Annotated in this window: 21 protein-coding genes; 17 read left to right on the top strand and 4 right to left on the bottom strand. The window is 35.8% G+C overall.

The window, feature by feature from the left end; all coding sequences use genetic code 11:
- Positions 1–14: 14 nt before the first annotated feature.
- Positions 15–257 carry a hypothetical protein gene (locus KJ678_02815; GenBank protein ID MBU1017073.1) on the bottom strand — a complete coding sequence of 81 codons (243 nt, stop codon included), beginning with the start codon at positions 255–257 and terminating at the stop codon, positions 15–17.
- A gap of 156 nt (positions 258–413) precedes the next feature.
- Here KJ678_02815 and KJ678_02820 point away from each other — a divergent pair, with 156 nt between their 5' ends.
- Positions 414–854: an NUDIX domain-containing protein gene (locus KJ678_02820; GenBank protein ID MBU1017074.1), complete on the top strand. Its 441-nt coding sequence runs from the start codon at positions 414–416 to the stop codon at positions 852–854.
- A gap of 4 nt (positions 855–858) precedes the next feature.
- Here KJ678_02820 and KJ678_02825 read toward each other — a convergent pair whose 3' ends face one another.
- Positions 859–1,734, bottom strand: coding sequence for a transposase (locus KJ678_02825; GenBank protein ID MBU1017075.1), 876 nt, complete (start codon positions 1,732–1,734; stop codon positions 859–861).
- Between the two features lie 234 nt (positions 1,735–1,968).
- Here KJ678_02825 and KJ678_02830 point away from each other — a divergent pair, with 234 nt between their 5' ends.
- The 12 genes from KJ678_02830 to KJ678_02885 all read left to right on the top strand — a co-directional run bounded on the left by KJ678_02830 (position 1,969) and on the right by KJ678_02885 (position 15,935).
- Positions 1,969–2,223, top strand: coding sequence for a hypothetical protein (locus tag KJ678_02830; GenBank protein MBU1017076.1), 255 nt, complete (start codon positions 1,969–1,971; stop codon positions 2,221–2,223).
- Between the two features lie 71 nt (positions 2,224–2,294).
- On the top strand, positions 2,295–3,527 hold the full coding sequence (locus KJ678_02835; protein MBU1017077.1) for a glycosyltransferase: 1,233 nt from the start codon (positions 2,295–2,297) through the stop codon (positions 3,525–3,527).
- 85 nt (positions 3,528–3,612) lie between these two features.
- A complete protein-coding gene (locus KJ678_02840; GenBank protein MBU1017078.1) occupies positions 3,613–4,782 on the top strand; it encodes a glycosyltransferase family 4 protein in 1,170 nt (389 codons plus the stop codon).
- A 105-nt stretch (positions 4,783–4,887) separates the two neighbouring features.
- Positions 4,888–6,048 (top strand): glycosyltransferase family 4 protein, encoded by a 1,161-nt coding sequence (locus KJ678_02845; protein ID MBU1017079.1) that lies wholly within the window; start codon positions 4,888–4,890, stop codon positions 6,046–6,048.
- Entirely contained in the window at positions 6,026–7,696 is a 1,671-nt protein-coding gene (locus tag KJ678_02850) for a glycosyltransferase family 39 protein (protein MBU1017080.1), read from the top strand. Before KJ678_02845 ends, KJ678_02850 begins: the two co-directional genes overlap by 23 nt.
- Positions 7,687–9,177 (top strand): glycosyltransferase family 39 protein, encoded by a 1,491-nt coding sequence (locus KJ678_02855; GenBank protein ID MBU1017081.1) that lies wholly within the window; start codon positions 7,687–7,689, stop codon positions 9,175–9,177. Before KJ678_02850 ends, KJ678_02855 begins: the two co-directional genes overlap by 10 nt.
- Entirely contained in the window at positions 9,174–9,854 is a 681-nt protein-coding gene (locus KJ678_02860) for a glycosyltransferase family 2 protein (GenBank protein ID MBU1017082.1), read from the top strand. The genes KJ678_02855 and KJ678_02860 overlap by 4 nt, the downstream gene beginning before the upstream one ends.
- Positions 9,855–9,918: 64 nt before the next feature.
- Positions 9,919–11,274: a hypothetical protein gene (locus KJ678_02865; GenBank protein ID MBU1017083.1), complete on the top strand. Its 1,356-nt coding sequence runs from the start codon at positions 9,919–9,921 to the stop codon at positions 11,272–11,274.
- Positions 11,271–12,566, top strand: a complete 1,296-nt coding sequence (locus KJ678_02870) for a hypothetical protein (protein MBU1017084.1) — start codon at positions 11,271–11,273, stop codon at positions 12,564–12,566. Before KJ678_02865 ends, KJ678_02870 begins: the two co-directional genes overlap by 4 nt.
- Positions 12,556–14,055, top strand: a complete 1,500-nt coding sequence (locus KJ678_02875; protein ID MBU1017085.1) for a glycosyltransferase family 39 protein — start codon at positions 12,556–12,558, stop codon at positions 14,053–14,055. Before KJ678_02870 ends, KJ678_02875 begins: the two co-directional genes overlap by 11 nt.
- On the top strand, positions 14,056–15,723 hold the full coding sequence (locus tag KJ678_02880) for a phospholipid carrier-dependent glycosyltransferase (protein MBU1017086.1): 1,668 nt from the start codon (positions 14,056–14,058) through the stop codon (positions 15,721–15,723).
- A 29-nt stretch (positions 15,724–15,752) separates the two neighbouring features.
- Positions 15,753–15,935: a hypothetical protein gene (locus KJ678_02885; GenBank protein ID MBU1017087.1), complete on the top strand. Its 183-nt coding sequence runs from the start codon at positions 15,753–15,755 to the stop codon at positions 15,933–15,935.
- 107 nt (positions 15,936–16,042) lie between these two features.
- On the opposite strand, the gene KJ678_02890 is transcribed toward KJ678_02885, so the two are convergent.
- Both KJ678_02890 and KJ678_02895 read right to left on the bottom strand, forming a co-directional pair.
- Positions 16,043–16,246, bottom strand: coding sequence for an NYN domain-containing protein (locus KJ678_02890; protein MBU1017088.1), 204 nt, complete (start codon positions 16,244–16,246; stop codon positions 16,043–16,045).
- Positions 16,221–16,550: a hypothetical protein gene (locus KJ678_02895; protein ID MBU1017089.1), complete on the bottom strand. Its 330-nt coding sequence runs from the start codon at positions 16,548–16,550 to the stop codon at positions 16,221–16,223. Before KJ678_02895 ends, KJ678_02890 begins: the two co-directional genes overlap by 26 nt.
- A gap of 89 nt (positions 16,551–16,639) precedes the next feature.
- Here KJ678_02895 and KJ678_02900 point away from each other — a divergent pair, with 89 nt between their 5' ends.
- The 4 genes from KJ678_02900 to KJ678_02915 form a co-directional block, all read left to right on the top strand.
- Positions 16,640–18,169: a polysaccharide biosynthesis C-terminal domain-containing protein gene (locus KJ678_02900; protein MBU1017090.1), complete on the top strand. Its 1,530-nt coding sequence runs from the start codon at positions 16,640–16,642 to the stop codon at positions 18,167–18,169.
- A complete protein-coding gene (locus KJ678_02905) occupies positions 18,166–19,341 on the top strand; it encodes a glycosyltransferase family 4 protein (GenBank protein ID MBU1017091.1) in 1,176 nt (391 codons plus the stop codon). Before KJ678_02900 ends, KJ678_02905 begins: the two co-directional genes overlap by 4 nt.
- Before the next feature lie 13 nt (positions 19,342–19,354).
- A complete protein-coding gene (locus KJ678_02910) occupies positions 19,355–20,302 on the top strand; it encodes a glycosyltransferase family 2 protein (protein MBU1017092.1) in 948 nt (315 codons plus the stop codon).
- Positions 20,299–20,815, top strand: a 517-nt coding sequence (locus KJ678_02915) for a flippase-like domain-containing protein (protein MBU1017093.1), incomplete at its 3' end; no start/stop codon positions are given. The genes KJ678_02910 and KJ678_02915, both read left to right, overlap by 4 nt.

A 20,815-nucleotide genomic window follows, 5' to 3' on the forward strand; every position in this document is an offset into this window, starting at 1 on the left:
CTAAAATAACTCTATTATCTGTAGGGATTCTCACCGGGTCGCAGATTTGGGAACAGATTCGTTGCGCCGCCCATATAGAAACACCAAAAATTGCAAGAACGCAAGCCAATATCTGGTAAATCTTTATATGTATGCGCATCCTCCACCAACTTGTTCACAACTTCTTGGACATTTTTCCCCCGCCGTTGGGCAACAACCGCCGCCTCCGCAAGGTAGTCCAAATCCACTTCTACTTGCACCATAATTTTGTTTCTCATCTCTCACCTCCAAAAAATAGATTGGGCTCCAACTCTACGATCTCCACATCTCCGTAGCAATGGAACATATTGTGGATAAAGTTCTTACTATATTACCATACAACTCACAAATATCAAAAAGCGTGGGAAATCAAAAATTTATGGTATGATTGAAGTATGATGAAACAAAATTTTTCCGCTGGGGGGGTTTTGGTCAACAATCAAAATCAAGTATATTTAATCTACAAAAAAACCCGGGATGAGTGGGCCTTACCAAAAGGCGGGATTGAGAAAGGCGAAACGGAGTTGGAGGCCGCCGAGAGAGAGATTAAAGAGGAAACCGGCTACCAAAGTATTAAAGCGTTGGTTCAAAAACCAATCAAGACATCAACTTGGACATTTACCCGCGAAGGCAATGATGAAAAAGAACAAAAGACCACCTATTATTTCCTGTTTCGGCTCAGAAGTAAAGACAGGATGAAAACCCCAGAAATGAATGCGGAAGGTCTCGCCGGCGATTGGTTTTCTTTTGAAGAGGCAATCGAAAAAACCTCTCTTGACAATGTTAAAGAGGTCTTGGAAATGGCTAAAAGAGGATGCCGTATCAAAAATGGTTGATATTTTAGATAAAATTTGGGAGATTTAGATTATCTTTTTTAGTCATTTCCAACGGTCTCTTTCCATTAAGATGTTTAAATGGTTCTCTGCAATCTGTGAATTTGCTCAACCTTCTCCTAAGAACAAAACCGTTAAGCCAAACACTTGCGGATTTGAATGATTGAAATCCTTTTATTGCCTTTGTTCTTTGTTCAAGTTGCGCGTTATATGATTCAATTAGGTTAGTGGTATTTGGCGCGCCTTCAAACTGATGATAGTTTGTGAGTTCTTTTTTTCTTATCATCAAATCTTCAATCCAAAAAAGGCAACGAGGGTCGTTTCCATAAATTTTGTATAGATTGGTTACAGCCCAAGTGAAGCTGACTAAGTCTAATCTGTTGGTAAAAAGGCAATCTATATCAAAGAAAAAGTTTCTATATTTCTCGCAAGATCTAATTCCCAAATTCCTTCTAATGGATTCTTTGTAGTGGTTAAGACAGAGTTGGAAGACTGCGTTTGGATATACATATTCCAAAGCCATTCTTATGGCTTTATTATCATCGGAGACGAGATATTTAAGATTGTACCCAAGGTTTTTAATTGCGGTAAAATAGTTTTTGCAGGCTACATAACTTTCTGATGGAGCAAGGATAAAATGAGGGATATCGTGAGTTTGGTAATCCACACCCCAAAGGATTGGGATATCTTTTTTATATCCCTTAACACTTATGAACTTACCATCAAAGACGAGGAATCCTCCGAATTTTGGCATATTGCAAAGGCGGGTAGTTACGAGAGAGCAAGTTGGGAGTTTTAGGAGTTTTTTATTACAGATACGGAAGATGGTCATAGGGGATTTTTCGGTTTCGCGGGATATTTTTCGTAGAGGCATTCCGTCCAAGTAGGAAATTAATACTGATTGGGGATTTAATTTTTTGGAATAGTTATGGGTAAAAGTTTTTTTACATTTTCTGCAGAGGAATCTTTGAGAATTTTTTCTTTTACCGAATCCAACTACTTTAAAATTAGAGAGGCATTTTGGGCAGTTAGGTTTTGTTATTTTTTTTAATCATGAGGGGTATTTTAACCTAAAATTGAGGCTGATGCGCATATTTTATTGTATTAAAGGGAAGAAGTGCCAATTTTATCAACCATTTTTGATACGGCGCCTATTGCTTGGGCAGATATGCTGGTTTTTTGGGACACACCCATTTCTCTACTCAGTTTTGCGATGGAAGCAAGGAGTAGCATCCCGATTTTGGTTCTAGTTCCTGGAATAATAAGCGATTTTGAAGAGAAGTTTCCACAGACAAATGTCCATTTCGAATCCAATGCTTTGTGTGCAGGACGGGATTTTTTGGACAGGGTGCAGGAACCTCTGTCCGCATGATCAAAACAGGACCTTGGGGGCGCATTTTTGCTATCGCGCGCCAAGGTCCTTTAATGTTATAATCCTTTTATATGAGTAAACCTATCGTTGCCCACATATCTACAACTTATCTTAAACCTTCCGAAACATTTATTTATTCTTTTGTACATAACCATAAAAATTATGAACCATACATAATTTGTGAAGAGTGGGTTAATAAAGAAATGTTCCCTACAAAAAATGTGTGGGAAATGCCTAAACTTTCTATGCTGGAAAGAGCGGAGAACCTTATTTCAAAACAACTTTTAATTCGCAATACTGCGTCCGAGAAAAAATATTTGTCCCAGTTATCCAAAATTAAACCTAATATCCTCCTTGCCCATTTTGGGCAAATAGGTATGTACGCTACCCCTCTAAAAGAAAAATTAAATGTTCCTTTGGTTACTTATTTTTATGGAATAGATTTAGACTATCGCAAACTTGCCGTTGAGCTTGGAAAATCGGGAAGTAACAAGATTCATATTCCCATATTGTCAAGGAAGGATTACTGGCGAGATGGATATAAAAGATTATGGGAAAAAGGAGACGCTTTTTTAACTTTTTCGGCAAAATCCCGCGCGTATTTAATTTCGGTGTTAGGCGCTCCAGAAGAAAAAGTATTTAGCATTCCGGGCGGAATTAATCTGTTCCATTTTAAATTCAAACAAAGAACTTTACCAGAAAATGGAGAAATAAAATTTGTTACTGTTAATCGCTTGGTTGAAAAAAAGGGTGTGGAATACGCCATAAAGGCAATGCCTTATATTCTTAAAAAATACCCAAAAGCCACTTACGATATTATGGGAAAAGGTCCCCTGCTTGAAAGTTTGCAGGCGTTAGTGGATAAATTGGGAGTAGGAAGAAGCGTAAAACTTTTAGGGTTCACTCCAGACGAGGTCCTTATTAAAAAACTGGACGAGGCTAATGTGTTTTTAAACCCTTCCGTTACAGCTAAAGATGGGGATATTGAAGGTTGGGTTAATGTAACTTTAATGGAGAGTATAGCTTCCGGTCTTCCAGCGATAGCCACTTATGAATCGGGTTCCGAAACAATTTTGCCTGGGTTTAGCGGGTATATTTGCGCTGAAAGAGACGAAAAAGATTTAGCTGAAAAGGTTTTAATGCTTTTGTGCGATATCAAAAAATATGAGCAGATGAGCAGAAATTGTCGTTCCCTTGCGGAAATGAGCTTTGACGCCAAGAAACAGACCCAGAGGTTGGAGGGGTTGTTTGACTTAATATTAAACTCAAATCTCAAAACGCAAAACTCAAAACCACAACTTTAAATCTCAAATCTTAAAGGCTATTAATAAGATTTAGGGTTTTGAGATGTGGATTTGAGATTTGACATTTGAGTTTTGAGATTAGCAAATGAATTTTTGTATTCTAATCCGTTCAACAACTTTTCATAATAAATCTGGCGGGCTTGAAACCCAAAACAAGACCCTTTGTGAAGGTTTAGCAAAGAAGGGGCATAAGGTTGTTGTAATATCAACCTCAACTCTATCCAACCCCCGAGGTTGGACGAAGGAGAGCGGAGTTCAATATTTTTTTGTTAACGCGCCTTCTGGAATTTACAGCAAAAAGTGGTGGGAGGAAAGCGCTAAAGAATTTAGAAGACTTAATAAAAAAGATAAATTTGATGTAGTAATAAGCCAAAGTAGCGCGGGAAAAGCAGTATTTGCTGGCAAGTCGTCCTTTAGGAAAATAGCGGTTAGCCACGGTACCGCTTTGGGCGAATTAAAGACGCGTGTAAAATCCATAAAAAGTTTAAGAAATATAGCGCGAGTTATCCTTAAGGATATCCCAATGGTTGTTAGCGGATATTATGACGATTTACAGGTTTTTAAAAATGCCGATAAAATTGTTTGCGTAAGCTCTTTATTAGCGGATATGTTGCTTAAAGAATATCCTTCCGTAAAGAGAAAAGTGGTTGTTATAGATAATGGAGTAGACGAAGAGAAGTTCAAAATACAAGATACAAAATACAAGATACTAGATACAAGAAATTTATTCACGCTTTTGTATGTGGGTAGAATTGTGGAAGAGAAGGGAATACCCCAATTGCTTGAGGCAAGCGGAAAACTTCAATCTTTGGTTCCTAATCTTCAAGTATTAATCGTTGGCGGAGGCAAAGATTTGGATAAATTTAAGCTTCTCACAAAAAAGCTGAAAATTGAGGATGTCGTTAATTATGTGGGTGAGGTAGGGAACAGTCAAGTTGTTGAATACTACAAAAAATCTGATGTTTTTGTTTATCCAAGTTTAAGGCAGGAAGGGTTTCCTATGGTTTTAGCCGAAGCTATGATGTGCGGTCTTCCCATTATCGCCTCTCGTATTGGCGGGATTTCAAGCGCTATTGAAAATAATAAAACGGGAGTTTTGGTACCTCCGGGGGATGTTCAAGAGTTGGTTTTGGCTATAAAAAACCTTTACGATAACCCCTCTTTAAGAAAAAGTATATCCCAAAACGCCAAGAGCAGGGCGGAAGAAAACTACAGCCAGGAAGCAATGGTTGCGAAATATCTCAAAATTATGTAGATACAGGTCTTTTGGGGTGCTGACCCCTAAATGCAATCCTCGTCATTGCGAACCGCCTACTGGCGGGGAAGCAATCTCAACTATGGTGTGGTAAAATTACCTAATATGAAACCTTTTAATATTCTGCGAGTTGTGTACGACTGGCCTCCGCCGTGGGATGGACTGGCCCCCGCGCCTTACGAGCTTTCTAAATCTCAAATTGCGTTGGGAAATAAGGTTATTGCTTTAACAGGAGGTCTAGGAGGAAGAAAATTTATCCATAGAAAATTTAAAAAAGTGGAGGATAATGGGAGGCTTGTTGTTTATAACCTGCCGCGAGCTATCAAAAAATTGGGTCCTTTTTTTACCACTTCCCTATTTGTTATTCCTTATTATTTAGTTTTGCGGATTTTTAGAAAAGTTAATATTGTCCATGGACATGGGCATATTATGCTTTGGTTTAATGTTTACAAACTTATTTTTGGCAAGATAGATAAAATTCCATACATTGCCCATTTTCATATAACTGGGGCTGGCAGAGAAGAACTTCTTGCCAAAAGAGGATATAAGTTAGATTTTTTTACCAAATTTGTGGAGTATCCCTTGCATAAATTATCCGATAAACTTGGAATTAGGGTGGCAGATGCCTGTATTTTTGTCAGTAAAGACCTAATTTCCGAAGCGCAAAAATTTTATAATGCCGACAAAGATAAATGTTTTTTAATGGAAAGCGGCGTTAACACCGCTATTTTTAATGAAAACCAAAAAGTTAAGCGCGAAAAAGAGATATTGTTTGTTGGTATGGTGGACTCTCGCAAAAACCCCGATTTAATAATTAGGGGTTTAAAGTATTTAAAGGGATTCAAGGCTGTTTTTGTGGGTAGAGGGTCAGAATCTTATATTAATGAGCTTATTGCCCTTGCGAAAAAAGAAAAGGTGGCGGAAAAAATAAAATTTGAAGGGTATGTTCCTTATAAAGAGTTACTGCCTTTTTATAGACGAGCGTCTGTTTTTGTTCTGCCTTCCTTATACGAAGGTCTGCCAAAAGTTGTTTTGGAGGCCCTTTCCTGCGGAACTCCTGTTGTGGCAAGCGGATTTGCGGTTAAGAGTCCTATTAATGGTTTATATATTTATGAATCCTTTACGCCTAAAGACTTGGCGGATAAAATAATATCGGTTTCTAAAGAAAGTCAAAAAGTGGATACCGAGTTTATAGAAAATTTTTACAGCTGGAATTGCAGAGCTTTGGAAATACAAAGAATATATGAAAAAATTGTCTCTCAATAAATATAGTTTCTTAATATGGGCAGTTTTTCTTTTATTAATTGCCGTTATTTATTTTTTTAATCAAGGTTATTATATAGGAAGAAACCCTTACCCCTCTGGAGACGAACCTGATTATCTTGTTGGGGCTATGAAAATAAAGGAGTATGGGGGGCCCTCAAAATTTATTTCTTATTTAGTTTCAGGAAGTTTCTTGGAGGCAAGAAAACACCCTCTTTATATGTTTCTGCTATCTTTTTTTGCAGATAAAAGTTTGGATTTTTTTGTTTATAGCAAGTTTTTTAACTTTATTTTAGGGGGCGCGCTTTTGACAATGTCGTATTTTATTATGAAGAAAATGTTTAATGTTTTTGCCGCTATTTTTTTTGTCCTCATACTTTCTTTAAGCGAATTGTTTCTTGCGGAAACAGCGCTTGTTGTTCCCGACAATTTAATGGCGCTTTTGATTTTGTTAGCCTGTTATTTTTATTATCTTGGTTTTGAAAATGTTAAAAATTTGCGGACTAAACATTGGGTTTTGGGTTCTTTTTTTTGCGGTTTGGCATACCTAACAAAACCAAATGGAATCTTTTTGCTCGTGGCATTTTTTTTAACGGCGCTTCTTTTGTTAAGAAAGAGAATTTTTAAAAGCAAATCGTTTTTTGTAGCTGTTTCGGTTTTTTTGTTGGTAACTTCTCCGCTTTTAATTAGAAATTTTGTTTTGTACAAAAATCCTTTTTATAACAACAATGTTTCGCTTTTATGGATAGAAAACAGGCAGGAAAGAAGAGCGCCCGATTTTAACCAAGCCTCTCCTACGATATTAACCTATTTTGCCGAAAAGGGTGTTGTTAATGAAATTAAGTTGTATGCCGAGAATTCTGTAAAAATGGCTTCCAATTTTTCAATGCTTATACTTTTTGGAGAATGGCGATGGCGATTTTCGTTTCCTTTGCTTTTTCTTGCCGTTTTTTCAATGATTTTGGACAAAAAAAAGAAGCGGGCTTTGTTTTTTGGAGTGTTTTTTGGCATTTCTTATCTATTCTTTGCTTATAATTACAAAGTTAGCCCGCATTATCGGCATATAATGCCCATAATTTTTATTCCTGTGGGCTATGTTTCTTTGCTTTTTGAGAGAGCTCCTTTTTTATCTTCCCGAAGGAAAAAACTTGTCTATAAAATAGCGACTATTGCGTTGGTGGCAGGGGGTCTTTTTTTTGGTTATAACAAGCTTTATACCGAAAAGAGATTAAGTAAAGAGGTTTTTGAAGGTCAAGTGGATATTAGCGCGGCTCATATCGGTACTAGGAATTGGCTTGTTTCCAATATGAAAGATAATAAGAGTTATGTTATGGGATTGGATGATAATTTTATGTTTACTTGGTACACCGATATTAAAGGTAAAAGGATTATCCAGCCATATTTTAGTTCTTTTGAAAAATTTTCCAAATTTCTTATCCAAAATAAAGTAAATTATGTAGTATTAGGTGGGCAGACCGTAAATTCGTTTCCCGAAATTTATCAAGATTATTTTGAGAAAAAGAAAAATTCTCCGGACTATTTGCGACGGATAGCTACTCCTGAAAAATGGGTAATGGTTTTTAATTTTCCGTTTGAAAACGAGGAACATTTTAAAGTTTTAATTTATGATGTGAGCGTTTTATGGAAATAAAATTTAAGCATTTAATTTTGTTTATCGGCTTTTTTGTTGTTGTTAAAATTGTATTTTTTTATTTAACTCCCGCCGAATGGGGAGACTCTTACCGTTTTTTAAGAGCGGGGGAATACCTTTCGCATTTTTCGTATCCTTTGGATGAAAAAAGGCTTCCGCTTTTCCCGTTTATTTTATCTTTCGCGTTTTTACTTAAAGTGGACCCGTTGGTATGGGGGAGAATGGCAGTTTTAGTGTTATCTGTTTTGTGTTTGATTTTTACTTTTAAATTAGGAACTCTTTTGTTAAAAAATACCAAGTCAAGTTTTTTAGCAATGGTCCTTACCGCTTTTAGCCCGGTATTTTTTTATTGGACTGGAAAAGTTTATGCGGAAGTTCTTTTTACATTTTTGGTTTTGCTCTCCTTAACTTTATATTTTGGATATAAAGGCAAGCATAAAAGTTTGTTATTAGGCTTAATGTGCGGACTAGCTTTTATGACCAGATTTGAAGGTTTTCTCCTGTTTCTGGCTATTTTGGCAGGGATATTTGTTAAGAGAAATATTAAAAATTTGCTCTTTTACTTGAGTAGTTTTTCTATTGTCTCCGCGCCTTATTTTTTATTTAGGTTTATAAATCTAAGAAACTTTTCCAGCGCCTATTTTTTGGAGCCGTCCCAATTTTCGTTTGATTTTAAAGCGGGGATAGCTTTTTTTGCGAGTCTAGCATTTTTGTTTGGGTTTATCCCGCTTTTGGATTTGTCCTCGTTAAAAAAATTCCTAACCAAGAAAAACATTGGCAATCTTCTCCCTATTTTAGTATTTGTTGTTTTGGAACTTTTGCTTTCGTTTGTATGGCAAGCGGCAATCCCACGCCTTTTCGTTCCAATAATTCCACTGCTTTCCCTTGGATTAGCAAAGAGGATTACGGCTGTCCCTAAAATTAATTTTAAAAATATGGTCTTTTATGTGGCGATGTGGGCTTTGTTTTTGTTAGGGAGGTTTTATGTACGCTTGCCGTTTTTGGTATTTGGGAAGCTCGTGTTAATTCCTTTGTTGTTAAGTTTTATTTATGCGCTATTTTTGCATTTTAGAAAACAATCTTACTTATATTTACTTATTATCGCAGGTATTCTCTCTTCGCTTCTTGTCGCTTATTTTTTTAAAAATGTGTATAAAACCGTTTATCAAGCCGCCCTTTTTGGGCAAACTTTGGAAGGGAAAATTGCTTATAGCGATGAAACAGGGGTAACAAATTGGTATTTAAAAGAAGGTAAAGGGGTGTTTTATGATTTGGATTATTCCGAAGAGGGAGAATATAAATGGTTGCTTGAAAATGATATTTCTTACATAATAGATACCAACGAACATAATGAAGGCAGTAAAATAGAGGTCTTTAAGGACGAAGAATATAAAAGTAGATTTGAAATTGTTAAAAAATTTAGGTCGTCAATTGGAACAGCGGAAACTATGTCCACAATTTATAAAATTAGCAAGCAATGAAATTATCAGTAATTATTCCTGTATATAATGAAATAGGTACTTTGGAAAAGATACTTAAGAAGGTTAAGGATGTAAAAGTTCCTAAAGAGATTATTTTGGTTGATGATGGTTCAACGGATGGAAGCAGAGAGTTTTTGGAGGAACTTAAAAGAAAAGATACCGCGCTTAAAGTTATCTTTCAAAAAGAAAATCAAGGGAAAGGGGCGGCGTTAAGAGTCGGTTTTAAAAAGGTTAGCGGGGATTATGTAATAGTCCAAGATGCCGACTTGGAATACGACCCGAGAGATTATCTTAAATTGCTTAAGGAGCTTAAGGGTTCCAAAACGGTGATTTACGGTTCCCGTTTTATGGGGAGTTATAAAGATATGACTTCTTTGCATTTCTTTGGGAATCGCATTCTTACTGTCTTAACAAACCTTCTTTTTGGGGTGGCTTTAACGGATATGGAAACTTGTTATAAATTAATCCCCGTGGAATTAATCAAGAAGATAGAGATAAAAAGCAATCGTTTTAATTTTGAGCCGGAGATAACGGCAAAAATTTTGAAAAACGGATATAAAATTAAGGAAGTTCCAATTTCTTATGCCGGAAGAACGGCAAGCGAGGGTAAAAAAATAACTTGGAGGGACGGTTTCTCGGCTTTAGCAACACTTATAAAGTTTCGCTTTTTAAGCTAGGGATTATTTCGTCATTGCGAGGGAGCGTTAGCAACCGAAGCAATCCCAACTAGATTTTAATGAAATGGATTTATTCAATACCTCTATAAAAAAGATAAATAATTTTAAAGTCCCTCTAGTTTTGTTTTTATTCTCTTTTACGCTGTATTTTTTCGGCTGGCTGTTTTTGTATCAAGCAGGAGTTAATGAACTTTTGGTGCAAAGCGCGGACGCTGTTCCCGCTACTTATCTGCCGGTGAGTATTCTAAAGGAGGGAAATTTTAACTTAAACGGGTATTATGATTATTTCCGCAAAAAATGGCCTGATGGGGACGATAAAAAAGCAAAGCCCTATTATTTAGCGTATTCTATAAAAGGGGATATTGTTTCGTATTTCCCAACAATGAATTCTGTTTTGGCGCTTCCTTTTTACCTTCCACTTTTATTTGTGAACACCCCTCCCAATTCTGAATTGATTCCTATTTTTGGAAGGGTGTCGGCGTCCGCTTTTGCCGCTTTATCCGCTGTTTTTGTTTATCTCGTATCTTTAGAACTTATGAAGGATAGGAAAAAATCCTTTCTAATATTTTTTTCCTACGCTTTTGGAACAATTACTTGGGGGCTTTCAAGTCAAACCCTTTGGCAACATAGCCCCAGCCAAATGCTTCTTTCTTTGTCCTTGTATCTTTTGCTGAAAGGGTTAAGAGATGTCCGATTTATTAAATATGCGGGCTTAACTTTGTCCCTCGCGACTTTAGTAAGACCAACGGGAATAATACCGGCATTATTTTTTACGCTGTTTGTATTTCTAAAATATAGAAAAGAAATATTTAAATTTGTTGGACTTTCGTTAATTCCTTTAGTTTTTCAATTTTGGTACAACAATGAGTATTTTGGGGGAATTTTAAAACATTCTTACGAGAGCCAGCAATTTACGAACTGGACGGGAAAATTTCCGGAAGGTTTTTTTGGGTTATGGCTTTCTCCGAGCAAAGGCTTATTGCCCTATTCTCCCATATTTCTTTTTTCGCTGATAGGGGTTTATCTTATCTGGTCCAAGAGGACGAAATTAGGAAAAGAAGTAATTCTTATTTTTAAACTGTTATCAATCGTGATTTTGTTATTTACGATGATGATGGGGCGGTGGGTGCATTGGTATGGTGGGTGGGGGTTTGGGTATCGTATGGCGGTTGATATAACGCCTTTTTTGATACTATTTTTGGTCCCGATATTGCAAAGCCCTCTTTGGAAAAAATTAAAATATTTTTATTTTCCGCTTCTTTTATGGTCGGTTATTGTGGAGATAGCGGGGCTCACCTTTGATTTTAGGCACTGGCACACGCTTTACGACAATGGGCCTGTGGACACGGGTTGGTTATGGTCAATTAAAAACAGTGAGATGGCGTATTATTTTAGGAGGTTTTTATTAAAATTCAAGTGAAAAAGATTTTTGCAATTAAACACATATTTATATTGCTCTTGTTTCTAGCATTTTCTTTTTTCCTTTTTAAAATTGTTAAAGACAGACCCGAAAGTCCCAACGACATAGGGTTTTTGGGCGGGATTATCTCGTGGGGCAGATATAACACGCCTAATATAGATAAAACTATTCAAATAATTACTAGAGACAAGGCATTTTATGAGGGAAAATTCTATTCTGTAAAGCCCCCGCTTCTTATTTGGGTGATTGGACGGTCATTACATTTAGTTTTTACTGGGGTGAAACCAGTTCTTATTGACAATGACATTCCTTTCCATTTGGCGGGAGTTTATTTAGTATCTACTATTCCAATTTTATTATTGACCTTTTTGATGTTTTTGTTATTTTTAAAAAAGCGCGTTAATCTTTATCTTTCTTTAATTTTGTCTTTTCTACTATTTTTTTCATCGCTGATTTTCCCTTACGCGCAATACCTAAATAATCATATATTAACAGCGCTTTTTAGCGTTGCTTTCTTTTCCTCGTTCTTTTTTTGGCGAAAGAAAGAAATTCTTAAGGACATTGTTTTAGGGGTTTTATTGTCCTTTTTATTGGCGGTGGAACCGCAGTTTTTTGCAATTTTTATGTTATGTTTAAGTCCTTTGCTAATTTTAGATTTTAAGAAAAATTTCAGAAGATATTTGTATTTGTTTTTAGGGTTTTTTTCTCTAACATTTGCGCATTTTCTGTTAAATCATTTATCTTTCGGAGTTTTATATCCTATTCAGCTTAATATGTCGCGGTTTTTTGGTTATGAAGGTTCTCATTTGTATAATGTTACTAACCTCTTGGATATAAATGTCTATCGCGCATCTTTTCCAATTCTTGTGTTTAATAATCTTTTAGGGACGCATGGAATATTTTTATATATGCCTGTCCTTTTATTTTTCTTTCTTTACAAAAACAAAAAAGCGTTGGGGTGGGTTTTTACTTTAGCGCTTTTAATAGTTTCGGTTATTGCTTATTCCATATTTTCGCCAAATTTTGGGGGTTGGTCTTATGGTAACAGGAGGTTAATTCCCTTGATTCCTCTTTTATATTATTACGCGGTTTTGGCGTTTGTTGAAACCAAAAGCAAAGGGCTGAAAATTTTGTTTGTTATACTTGTCGTTATTTCCGTATTTTTTTCCTACCTTGGGTTTAAAAATACTTGGTTTAACAAAAAAGTTCACATAAACCGCGACTTTTCGTATTTTCCTTTGCTGTATAATCTAAACAAAGATTATTTTAAGGTTTTTTCCTATGACCCATAAGTTACTAAAGCTACTTAAGTTACCTAACTTCCAAATAACTGTGCTTATGCTTATAGCTGTGGTTATGTGCGCCTATGCTGTTAATGGGCTTAGTGTAGGAAGAGATGAAGGCGTTCACGCCTTTGCCGCAAAAAATTTGGCTTTTGCTAGTAGATACACCCTAACACTTGTGACAGATAATTATGATTTTGACCGGCGGATTGCGGTGGGACCTACTGTTATTGCTCCTACGGCTTTACTGTTTAAGCTTTTTGGTATTTCGCTTTATACAATAAGAGCTGTCCCAGCGCTGTATTTTTTGCTTTTTATTTTGGCGTTTTACTTTTTAGTCAAACGAGAGTTTGGCAAAACCCCAGCTTTTTTAACCTGCTTGCTTATTTTATCTTCTCAATGGTCCTTTTTCCGGGAATTGGCTTTGTTTAACCCAATTTACAGAACATTAACTGGGGAAGCGGCGGGGTTGTTTTTTTTGACACTTTCCTTATTGTTTTGGAGGAAGAGCTTTCTGTCCGCTTTTATTTTAGGACTGGCTGTTTTAACAAAGTATCAGTTTGCATTGGCTATCCCCGTATTTTTGCTGGTTCAAAAAGGGACTACCCCGAATCGGGGTAGTCCCTTTTTGAGAGCGCTAGTTTGGAGGTTGTTGGTATTAGCTTTGATAACAGCAATGCCCTTGCTTTTTTGGTTTGGTTACCAGTATTTATGTTTGGGACACACCCAGTTTTTTAATGAAATTGTTTCGTATAAAAACTTTTCAAGTCAAACATTTGATTTTTCCTTTTTTAGGATAAAGCAAAATATCGTGGATAAATGGATGGAACTAAACCCTTTAGCCTTAAAAATATATTTTACTTTGCCCGCAATTATATTTGGGTGGTTTTATTCTGTTAAAAAAGGATTGCTAAAAGACCCCTTGAAAATGTTTTTGATTGTTTTCCCAACAATTTGGATGGTTTGGTACATTTTTTCGCGCGGATATATTCGTTACGAAATCCCCGGACTATATTTTTCCTTGATTTTCTTGTCTTTATTTTTCGTAAACTGTTTTAAAGGAGTCTCCTTGAAAAAGGAGACTCCTTTGTTTGTTTTTATCTTTTCTTTGCTTGTTATAGTCCTCGGCTTTGGGTTTTACATAAACTATCGCGAGGCTAAAGTTGTGGAACCCAAAAGTGCTCAAAATATGGCAGAGTATGTTTTGGCGAATGTCCCGCAAGGTAATATACTAACTGGGGAGTTAGATTTTGCGGTTGATTTGTTTTTGTATAACCGCCCGCCATTGTTTCACGCTTTTTCGGGGGCTAGGCAAAAGGCGTCTCTAGATGAGGGTTTTGTTTATCCAGCCTTTAATTATTCTTACATAATTTCAAAAGATAATGACCCCACATTTGAAAATTTATTAAGGACGGATGATTGGCAGTTTATAAAAAAGTTTGGGGATTTAAGTCTTTATGAATTTGTTGATTGTGGATGTGGGTCAAATGTCAACTAAATGATTAAATTTTTGAATGAACATAAATATCTTATCCTAATTCTGCTTTTATCTTTTGGTCTTCGCGTTTTTGGTATCTCTTTTGGTTTTCCATTTTTTCTCCACCCCGACGAAACTAAAATCGTGGAACCCGCGTTAACAATGGCGTTTAATATAAAAACCGCCGATTTTAATCCGCACTTTTTTTATTATCCTCATTTTCTGATGTACTTTCTGGTTATAATTATTCAAATCATAAAAGTTATTCTAATTCCGTTTGGTATTTTTAATTCACTGCCCAAAGAATTTTTCTATTTTACAGCTAGAATGATTTCGGTTTTGTTTGGAACCGCTTCCGTTTTTTTAACTTATGTAATAGCCAAAAAAGTATCTCCCAAGGGTAGGGAGGAACAAATAGGTCTAATGTCCGCTTTGTTTTTGGCGGTCGCTTTTTTGCATGTTAGAAACTCTCATTATTATACGGGGGATGTTCCCGCCACTTTTTTTATTTTGTTATCTTTGTTATTTTTTTTAGGGGTCAGACCCTCCGCCAGCTGGCGGAAAGGTCTGACCCCTATTAAACTTGCAATGGCTGGATTTTTTTGTGGCATTGGAATTTCTACAAAGTATTATCCCGCGCTTTTATTGCTTTTGTACCTTCCAACTATAATCTATGTGTTTAGAAAGAATGTAAAAAAGGTATTGTCAAATTGTTTTATTGTGGGAATAGCGGCTCTAATGGGGTTTTTAATGTTTACCCCTTACGCGGTTTTGGACTATCAAAAATTTATAGGGACAATGAAAGAATCTAGCCTTAGAAGCGCTTCTGGATTTATGGGGGCGTCAAGCAATAACCCCTTTTATTATATCTACAATACTGATTTATCCATTGACGAATCTTTTTCAGGAAATTCCTTGGCGGAGGGAGTGGGGTGGGGATTTGTTGGTTTGTCCTTAATTGGTGTTTTTTTTGTACTTAAGGTATTTAACAATAAAACAATAAAACAGGATAACATTTTTATGTTTTTCGTATTTAGTTTTGTATTATTATTTTATGTTTTCTTTGCGCGGTACCCTGTAAAGCTTATCCGTTGGTTGGTTTGCATAACGCCGTTTTTATCCATCCTTGTAAGTTATACTGTTATAACAGTGTTAAAAGGGGGCCGTCCCCTTTGGGGACGGACCCCAAAAAAGGCTTTAGGAACGGTGTTTCTGTTGGGAGTAATAATACCTAATATTTTTAAAGCTGTTCGTTTTGATTATGCATTGTCCAGAGGGGACACGCGTGTTCGCGCCTATAATTATGTTCTTTACAATATTCCAAAAGGAACACCGATGATTTTTGAGTCTATCCTAATTCATAAAATGGTGGAAGATGGGGATTATCCATTATTTCAAATTACTCACGATAGATATAACACTAAAGGCGAAATAGAAAACGATTTTCCGCCTGATTTGGACAAACTTCTAACCGAGTCCAAAGCTAAATATATTATCATCAACGGCTGGTCACGGCAAAAATATTTTAACCCTAGTTCCTACATCTATTTTCCAGAGGTTTCAAAAGCGTGGCGAGATTTTTATAATGGAATTGACGCGAGATTTTCTAAAGTTGAGATTTTTGACCCCGAAAAAAATCTTTTATCCGGTCCAAAAATAATCATTTACTCCACCTCAAGCAAATTCTAAATAGAAGTATGTGTTACTATGATTATAGTATGAGTAGAATAAAAATAAGAACTAAACCTCTCGTATACCTTTTTTTAGCGTTCCTGTTTTTAATACTCGGCGCGTATTTTTTATCTTATCTAACAAAAAGCTTGGATATTCAAGGGCTTACCAAAAAACTTGGGGTTTGGGTTTATAAAAGTAAAGGAAATAGTACTTTAGGGAGAATGTGAGTAAGGGTAGTTACATGTGATTTGCAAATTGTAAAGAGGTGTGATAAAGTTTTATTATCACGATGGAGGGAAGGATGCAGGTTCCGTCCTGCATGCAACACTCCACTTTATTTTCTCCCCAATTTTTCTTTTAAAGGATTTACAAAACTCATATATTTTTTGAAGGGTATAAGCAAACTTGAATATTTCTTTTGATTAGGAATTATTAATTTGTAAAGTTTATTTTGTTGATCTAAATACTCTAATAAGCAACGGAAATCACCATCTCCTGAAACTATTACAGCGTTATCGTAATTTTTGAACTCTATCATTGTTATGAAGAACTAACTCCGCATCAACATTTCCTTTGATTCTTGTTTTGCCTCTCTTTCTTATTTCTAGTGTTGGTTTGAATATAACAATGTAATCTGCCCTTTGCAAATAGGTATATAAAGTTTCATTGCCTGCAAGATAGCCGACGAAAGCAAAAGCCTTTTCTACTTGGTATTTATCCTTAAGATAGATGCGAAATTTTGCGAAATCCAATTTCCACCCCTGACTTTTAACCCCCAAATGTAGATTTTGACAGTCTAAAAAGGCGTAATTGCTAGTTTTTTTACTGTGTTTTTGTTTCATACGATAGTAATTATAAATAAAATTAAGACTAGTTTCTAGTATTTAATAGTTGTCTCATAAGATCTGAAAAATGTGATATTATTTTCCCAATGACGCTAAACAAGAAAATAGCTTTGGATAGCATAAAAACCACCTCCGTTACTTTTCTAGTCCAAACTGGGTCTTTTGTAATCTCGGCTATTATAGCCGCTTTTTACGGCGCAACGGGTAACACAGACTCTTATTTCTACGCTCTTTCTCTTGTCCTTATTTTTACAACGGGAACAACAGGAATTCTAAAAGCGGTTTTTATACCAGTCTTTCTAAGATTTAAAAAAGAATCTCCAAACGAGGAAAAGGATATATTGGGTTCTTTTTATTCCGCGTTTGGAGTTTTTTTGTTCGGTCTTTGGGGTATTTTTATCCTAATCTCCGTTTTGTTAACCTTCGTTTTTAAACTGCATCTTGGGGGTATGGAACCTTTGTTATTAGGGAAACTTTTACTCCAAATGTCCTTTTTAATAATCCTTACCGGATTTGTTGAATGTTATTCCACTATTTATAACGCCTATCAGCATTTTGTAATACCCTTAATAACCCCGCTTATCCGTTCGTTCGTTTTTATTGGGTTTGTGTTTGCCACAAGATCCTTTTTAGGGGTTCAAAGTTTAAGCATTGGTAATGTTTTGGGCGAGTTTATTCAGCTTTTTTTATTGCTTATAGCGCTTTATCGCGCGGGCATATCGCTTTCTTTCAGTTTTAGAATTCATAAAGCGGTAAAAAGAATGATAAAAATTGCGTTCCCGCCCTTTTTAAGTAATGCTATGACCCGCGTGAACAATCTTGTGGATGGAACTTTTATAGCGCCTCTTTTAGTCGGCGGGGTTACGATATTAAATTATTCCAGTAAAATAGCGGGCATACCGGAAATGCTTTTAACCGGAGCTTTTTTAACAGTAATCTTGTCCTACTGGTCCCTTTCTAGGGTGGAAGAGGGCATGAACAAAGTGGCGGATAGTTTAAAAAAGGTTTTTCTTGTTTTGGGTTTTATTTTTATACCTCTGCTTTTTTTTATGTACTTTTTGAGACTGCCTTTAGTTCAGTTAATGTATGAAAGAAAAAATTTCACTTACGAATTAAGCGTAAATACCGCCCGTTTTTTAGGTGTTTACTTAATTGGCATACTGCCCTTGATTTTGGGAAGGGTTTTAACGAGGGCGTTTTTGGTTATTGAAGATACTTGGACACCTTTTTGGGTGGGGAATTTTAGATTCGTTTTAAATATAGTCGCCAACCTTATTCTCATTAAGTTTTTGGGGTTTATAGGAATACCCATCTCAACTACTATCACCTCTTTTGCGATGTTTTTTTATATGTATTTTGCTTTAAGAAAAAAGATTAAACTTATTGGAGAACTTTCTATTGTAAATGATTATGCAAAAATGTTGGGTGCGGGTTTAGTTAGTGGGTATATTGTTAAATTGTTGTATGGTTATATTGTTGGTGTGATTGGACTAGAATTTATGGAACATCTTTTGTCGTTGGGGTTGTCTTGTTTTATAGGAGTAGTAATCTACATAATTTTTAATTTAATCTTGAAAAGCAAAGCTGTGATTTTGTTAAGGGAATTAAAAAAATGAAAATTTGTATTTTCTCAACCACATATTTTCCTAAAACCGGCGGAGCCGAAAGGTTTATTCATGGACTTGCGGAAAATCTTAAAAGTAGCGGATATACGGTGTACGCGCTGGTCCCTTACGATAAATCTTTAGGTCTGGAAAAAACGCTTTCTTACAAAATTTTGAGATTGCGTTTTATGAATCTTGTTCATACCAATTCTATCCTTTTGGAAATAGTATTATTTTTAAACCTGCTTTTTTATTTTGCGCGGTATCGTTTTGATGCTGTCCAAGCTGTTATTTTGTATCCATCCGGTTTTATAGCTTCGCTTTTTACCAAATTATTTGGCATTCCCTCTGTATTGAGACCCACTGGGGAAGATATTCAAATTTATAAAAAGCTAAATTATGGATTGCGTCTTAATCCTTTTGTGGATGGGCGGGTAAGGAGCGCGCTTAAAAACTGTTCTAAAGTTATAGCGATTAGCCCGTCCATAGACAATGACTTGTTGTCCGCTCTTGGATACCAAAATAGAGGTAAAATATGTCCCATTTCAAATGGCATAGACTTAAAAAGATTTAAAGAGGAAGTAAAATTTGATATAAAAAAGGATCTAAAACTTGAAAAAAATTCAAAGGTTATTATTAGCGTGGGTAGAAACCATCCTAAAAAAGATTATAAGAATTTGATAAAAGCGGTTTCGCTTTGTCCTTTAAATTACCATTTGGTCATAATTGGTGGGGGGGAAGAATCTTTAAGGGAGTTTGTTGACGAGAAGGATTTGTCCAGAGTGCACTTTTTGGGTCAACTGCCCAAAAGTTATGTTGAAAACACGGTTTCCTTTTCTTTTCCTCCCAAAATAGTGGTGGATTATTTAAAAACAAGCGATATTTATGCTTCCAGTTCTTTGGTGGAAGGCTCCCCGAATGTTATTTTGGAAGCGATGGCGGCGGGTCTTCCAATAATTGCGGTGGATTCTCCGGGCACAAGGGATTATGTTAAAACTTCCGAAAACGGAATTTTGGTTAACGGTCAAAACCCAAAGAAATTATCTAAAGCTCTTGTCAAGGCATTGTCAAATAGCAAACTTTTACTAAAATATGCGCAAGCAAGCAAAAGAATGAGTTTATTGTATAGTTTTAATATTGTGGCGAAGGAGTATATTAAAGTGTATAATGAAATAGTTAAATAAAGTTTTTTTTCTTATGATTTCTGTTGTAGTTCCCGTTTTTAACGAAGAAAAAAATGTCGCTCTTCTTTACACCGAATTAACCGCGGTTCTTGAAGGTATAAAAATCCCTTATGAAATAATCTGCGTGGACGATGGTTCTACGGATAACACTTTTCAAACTTTGTCTGTCTTAAATGAAAAAGACGATAAGCTTAAGGTTATTAAGTTTAGAAGAAATTTTGGCCAAACGGCGGCTTTGTCGGCGGGATTTGATTACGCCAAGGGGGACATTGTTGTTTCTATAGACGCCGATCTAGAAAACAGACCCGAGAATATAAAAGAGCTTTTAAGAAAAATAAACGATGGTTATGATATTGTTTGCGGCTGGCGTTACAAAAGGTGGGGAGGGGGTTTAAAAAACCGTTTTTTAAGGCGGGTACCCTCGGAAATTGCAAATTATCTTGTAAGAAAAATAACCAAATTGGATTTGCATGACACAGGTTGCACTTTGCGCGCTTATAAAAAATATGTAGTTAAAGATATAAAATTATATGGGGATATGCACAGGTTCATCCCCGCCATAGCGAGTTTAAACGGCGCAAAAATCGCTGAAATAAAAGTTGACTATCAACCTAGAAAATATGGTGTTTCTAAATACGGATTCTCCCGAACATTTAAAGTGTTTCTTGACCTTATATTATTAAAATTTTTAATGGGATATGCCACCAAACCTAGCAGATTTTTTGGACTTATCGGATTTTGTTCGGGGTTTTTAGGGTTTCTGGTAGGGGTTTATTTAACTTACGAAAAATTGTTTTTAGGGCATAATATAGGGAATAGACCCCTTCTTTTATTATCGGCGGTTCTTATGATATTAGGCGTTCAATTTATTACTATGGGGATTTTGGCGGAAATTATAATGAGAACATATTACGAATCCCAAGGCAAAAAAATTTACTATATTAAAGAAGTATTGGGATGACTCTAAATAAAAAATTATTCCTGCGCGTTGTTATTAGCGCGATATTAATTTTCCTTTTATTAAAACAAATATCCATTAAAGAGGTCTTTTCTAATGTCCGCAATGCCAATTTTTTAATTTTATTTGTTATACTATCCTTTTTTATCAACTATCTTTTCAGCGTTTACAGATGGCGGGAGCTTATTGTATATAAAACCAAAACTAGAGTTCGCATTTTGTATCTGCTTAAGCTTTACTATATTGGTTCTTTTTTAAGTAATTTTCTGCCTTCAACTATTGGGGGCGATGTGTACAAAGCCTATAAATTGGGAAAAGACACTGAAAATATGGCGGGGGCAGTCGCGTCTGTATTTATGGAGAGGCTTGTGGGGGTGGTGTCTTTGTCTCTTATATCTTCGGCGAGTTTAATTTTGTTTTGGGGAGTTAAAGGGGTAATTGTTTTTATTGTTTTTTGGATTCTTATTGTTTTTGGGTTTTTGGGGTTATGGGTTTTATCTAAATTTAGCAAAAAAC

The sequence above is a fragment of the Patescibacteria group bacterium genome, from assembly GCA_018817085.1.
Taxonomy (GTDB): Bacteria; Patescibacteriota; WWE3; order CG2-30-40-12; family CG2-30-40-12; genus CG2-30-40-12.

Coding starts and splice junctions, on each gene's coding strand:
- KJ678_02815 (MBU1017073.1), bottom strand. CDS start 257: ATGAGAAACAAAATTATGGTGCAAGTAGAAGTGGATTTGGACTACCTT.
- KJ678_02820 (MBU1017074.1), top strand. CDS start 414: ATGATGAAACAAAATTTTTCCGCTGGGGGGGTTTTGGTCAACAATCAA.
- KJ678_02835 (MBU1017077.1), top strand. CDS start 2,295: ATGAGTAAACCTATCGTTGCCCACATATCTACAACTTATCTTAAACCT.
- KJ678_02840 (MBU1017078.1), top strand. CDS start 3,613: ATGAATTTTTGTATTCTAATCCGTTCAACAACTTTTCATAATAAATCT.
- KJ678_02845 (MBU1017079.1), top strand. CDS start 4,888: ATGAAACCTTTTAATATTCTGCGAGTTGTGTACGACTGGCCTCCGCCG.
- KJ678_02850 (MBU1017080.1), top strand. CDS start 6,026: ATGAAAAAATTGTCTCTCAATAAATATAGTTTCTTAATATGGGCAGTT.
- KJ678_02855 (MBU1017081.1), top strand. CDS start 7,687: ATGGAAATAAAATTTAAGCATTTAATTTTGTTTATCGGCTTTTTTGTT.
- KJ678_02860 (MBU1017082.1), top strand. CDS start 9,174: ATGAAATTATCAGTAATTATTCCTGTATATAATGAAATAGGTACTTTG.
- KJ678_02865 (MBU1017083.1), top strand. CDS start 9,919: ATGGATTTATTCAATACCTCTATAAAAAAGATAAATAATTTTAAAGTC.
- KJ678_02875 (MBU1017085.1), top strand. CDS start 12,556: ATGACCCATAAGTTACTAAAGCTACTTAAGTTACCTAACTTCCAAATA.
- KJ678_02880 (MBU1017086.1), top strand. CDS start 14,056: ATGATTAAATTTTTGAATGAACATAAATATCTTATCCTAATTCTGCTT.
- KJ678_02885 (MBU1017087.1), top strand. CDS start 15,753: ATGAGTAGAATAAAAATAAGAACTAAACCTCTCGTATACCTTTTTTTA.
- KJ678_02890 (MBU1017088.1), bottom strand. CDS start 16,246: ATGATAGAGTTCAAAAATTACGATAACGCTGTAATAGTTTCAGGAGAT.
- KJ678_02895 (MBU1017089.1), bottom strand. CDS start 16,550: ATGAAACAAAAACACAGTAAAAAAACTAGCAATTACGCCTTTTTAGAC.
- KJ678_02900 (MBU1017090.1), top strand. CDS start 16,640: ATGACGCTAAACAAGAAAATAGCTTTGGATAGCATAAAAACCACCTCC.
- KJ678_02905 (MBU1017091.1), top strand. CDS start 18,166: ATGAAAATTTGTATTTTCTCAACCACATATTTTCCTAAAACCGGCGGA.
- KJ678_02910 (MBU1017092.1), top strand. CDS start 19,355: ATGATTTCTGTTGTAGTTCCCGTTTTTAACGAAGAAAAAAATGTCGCT.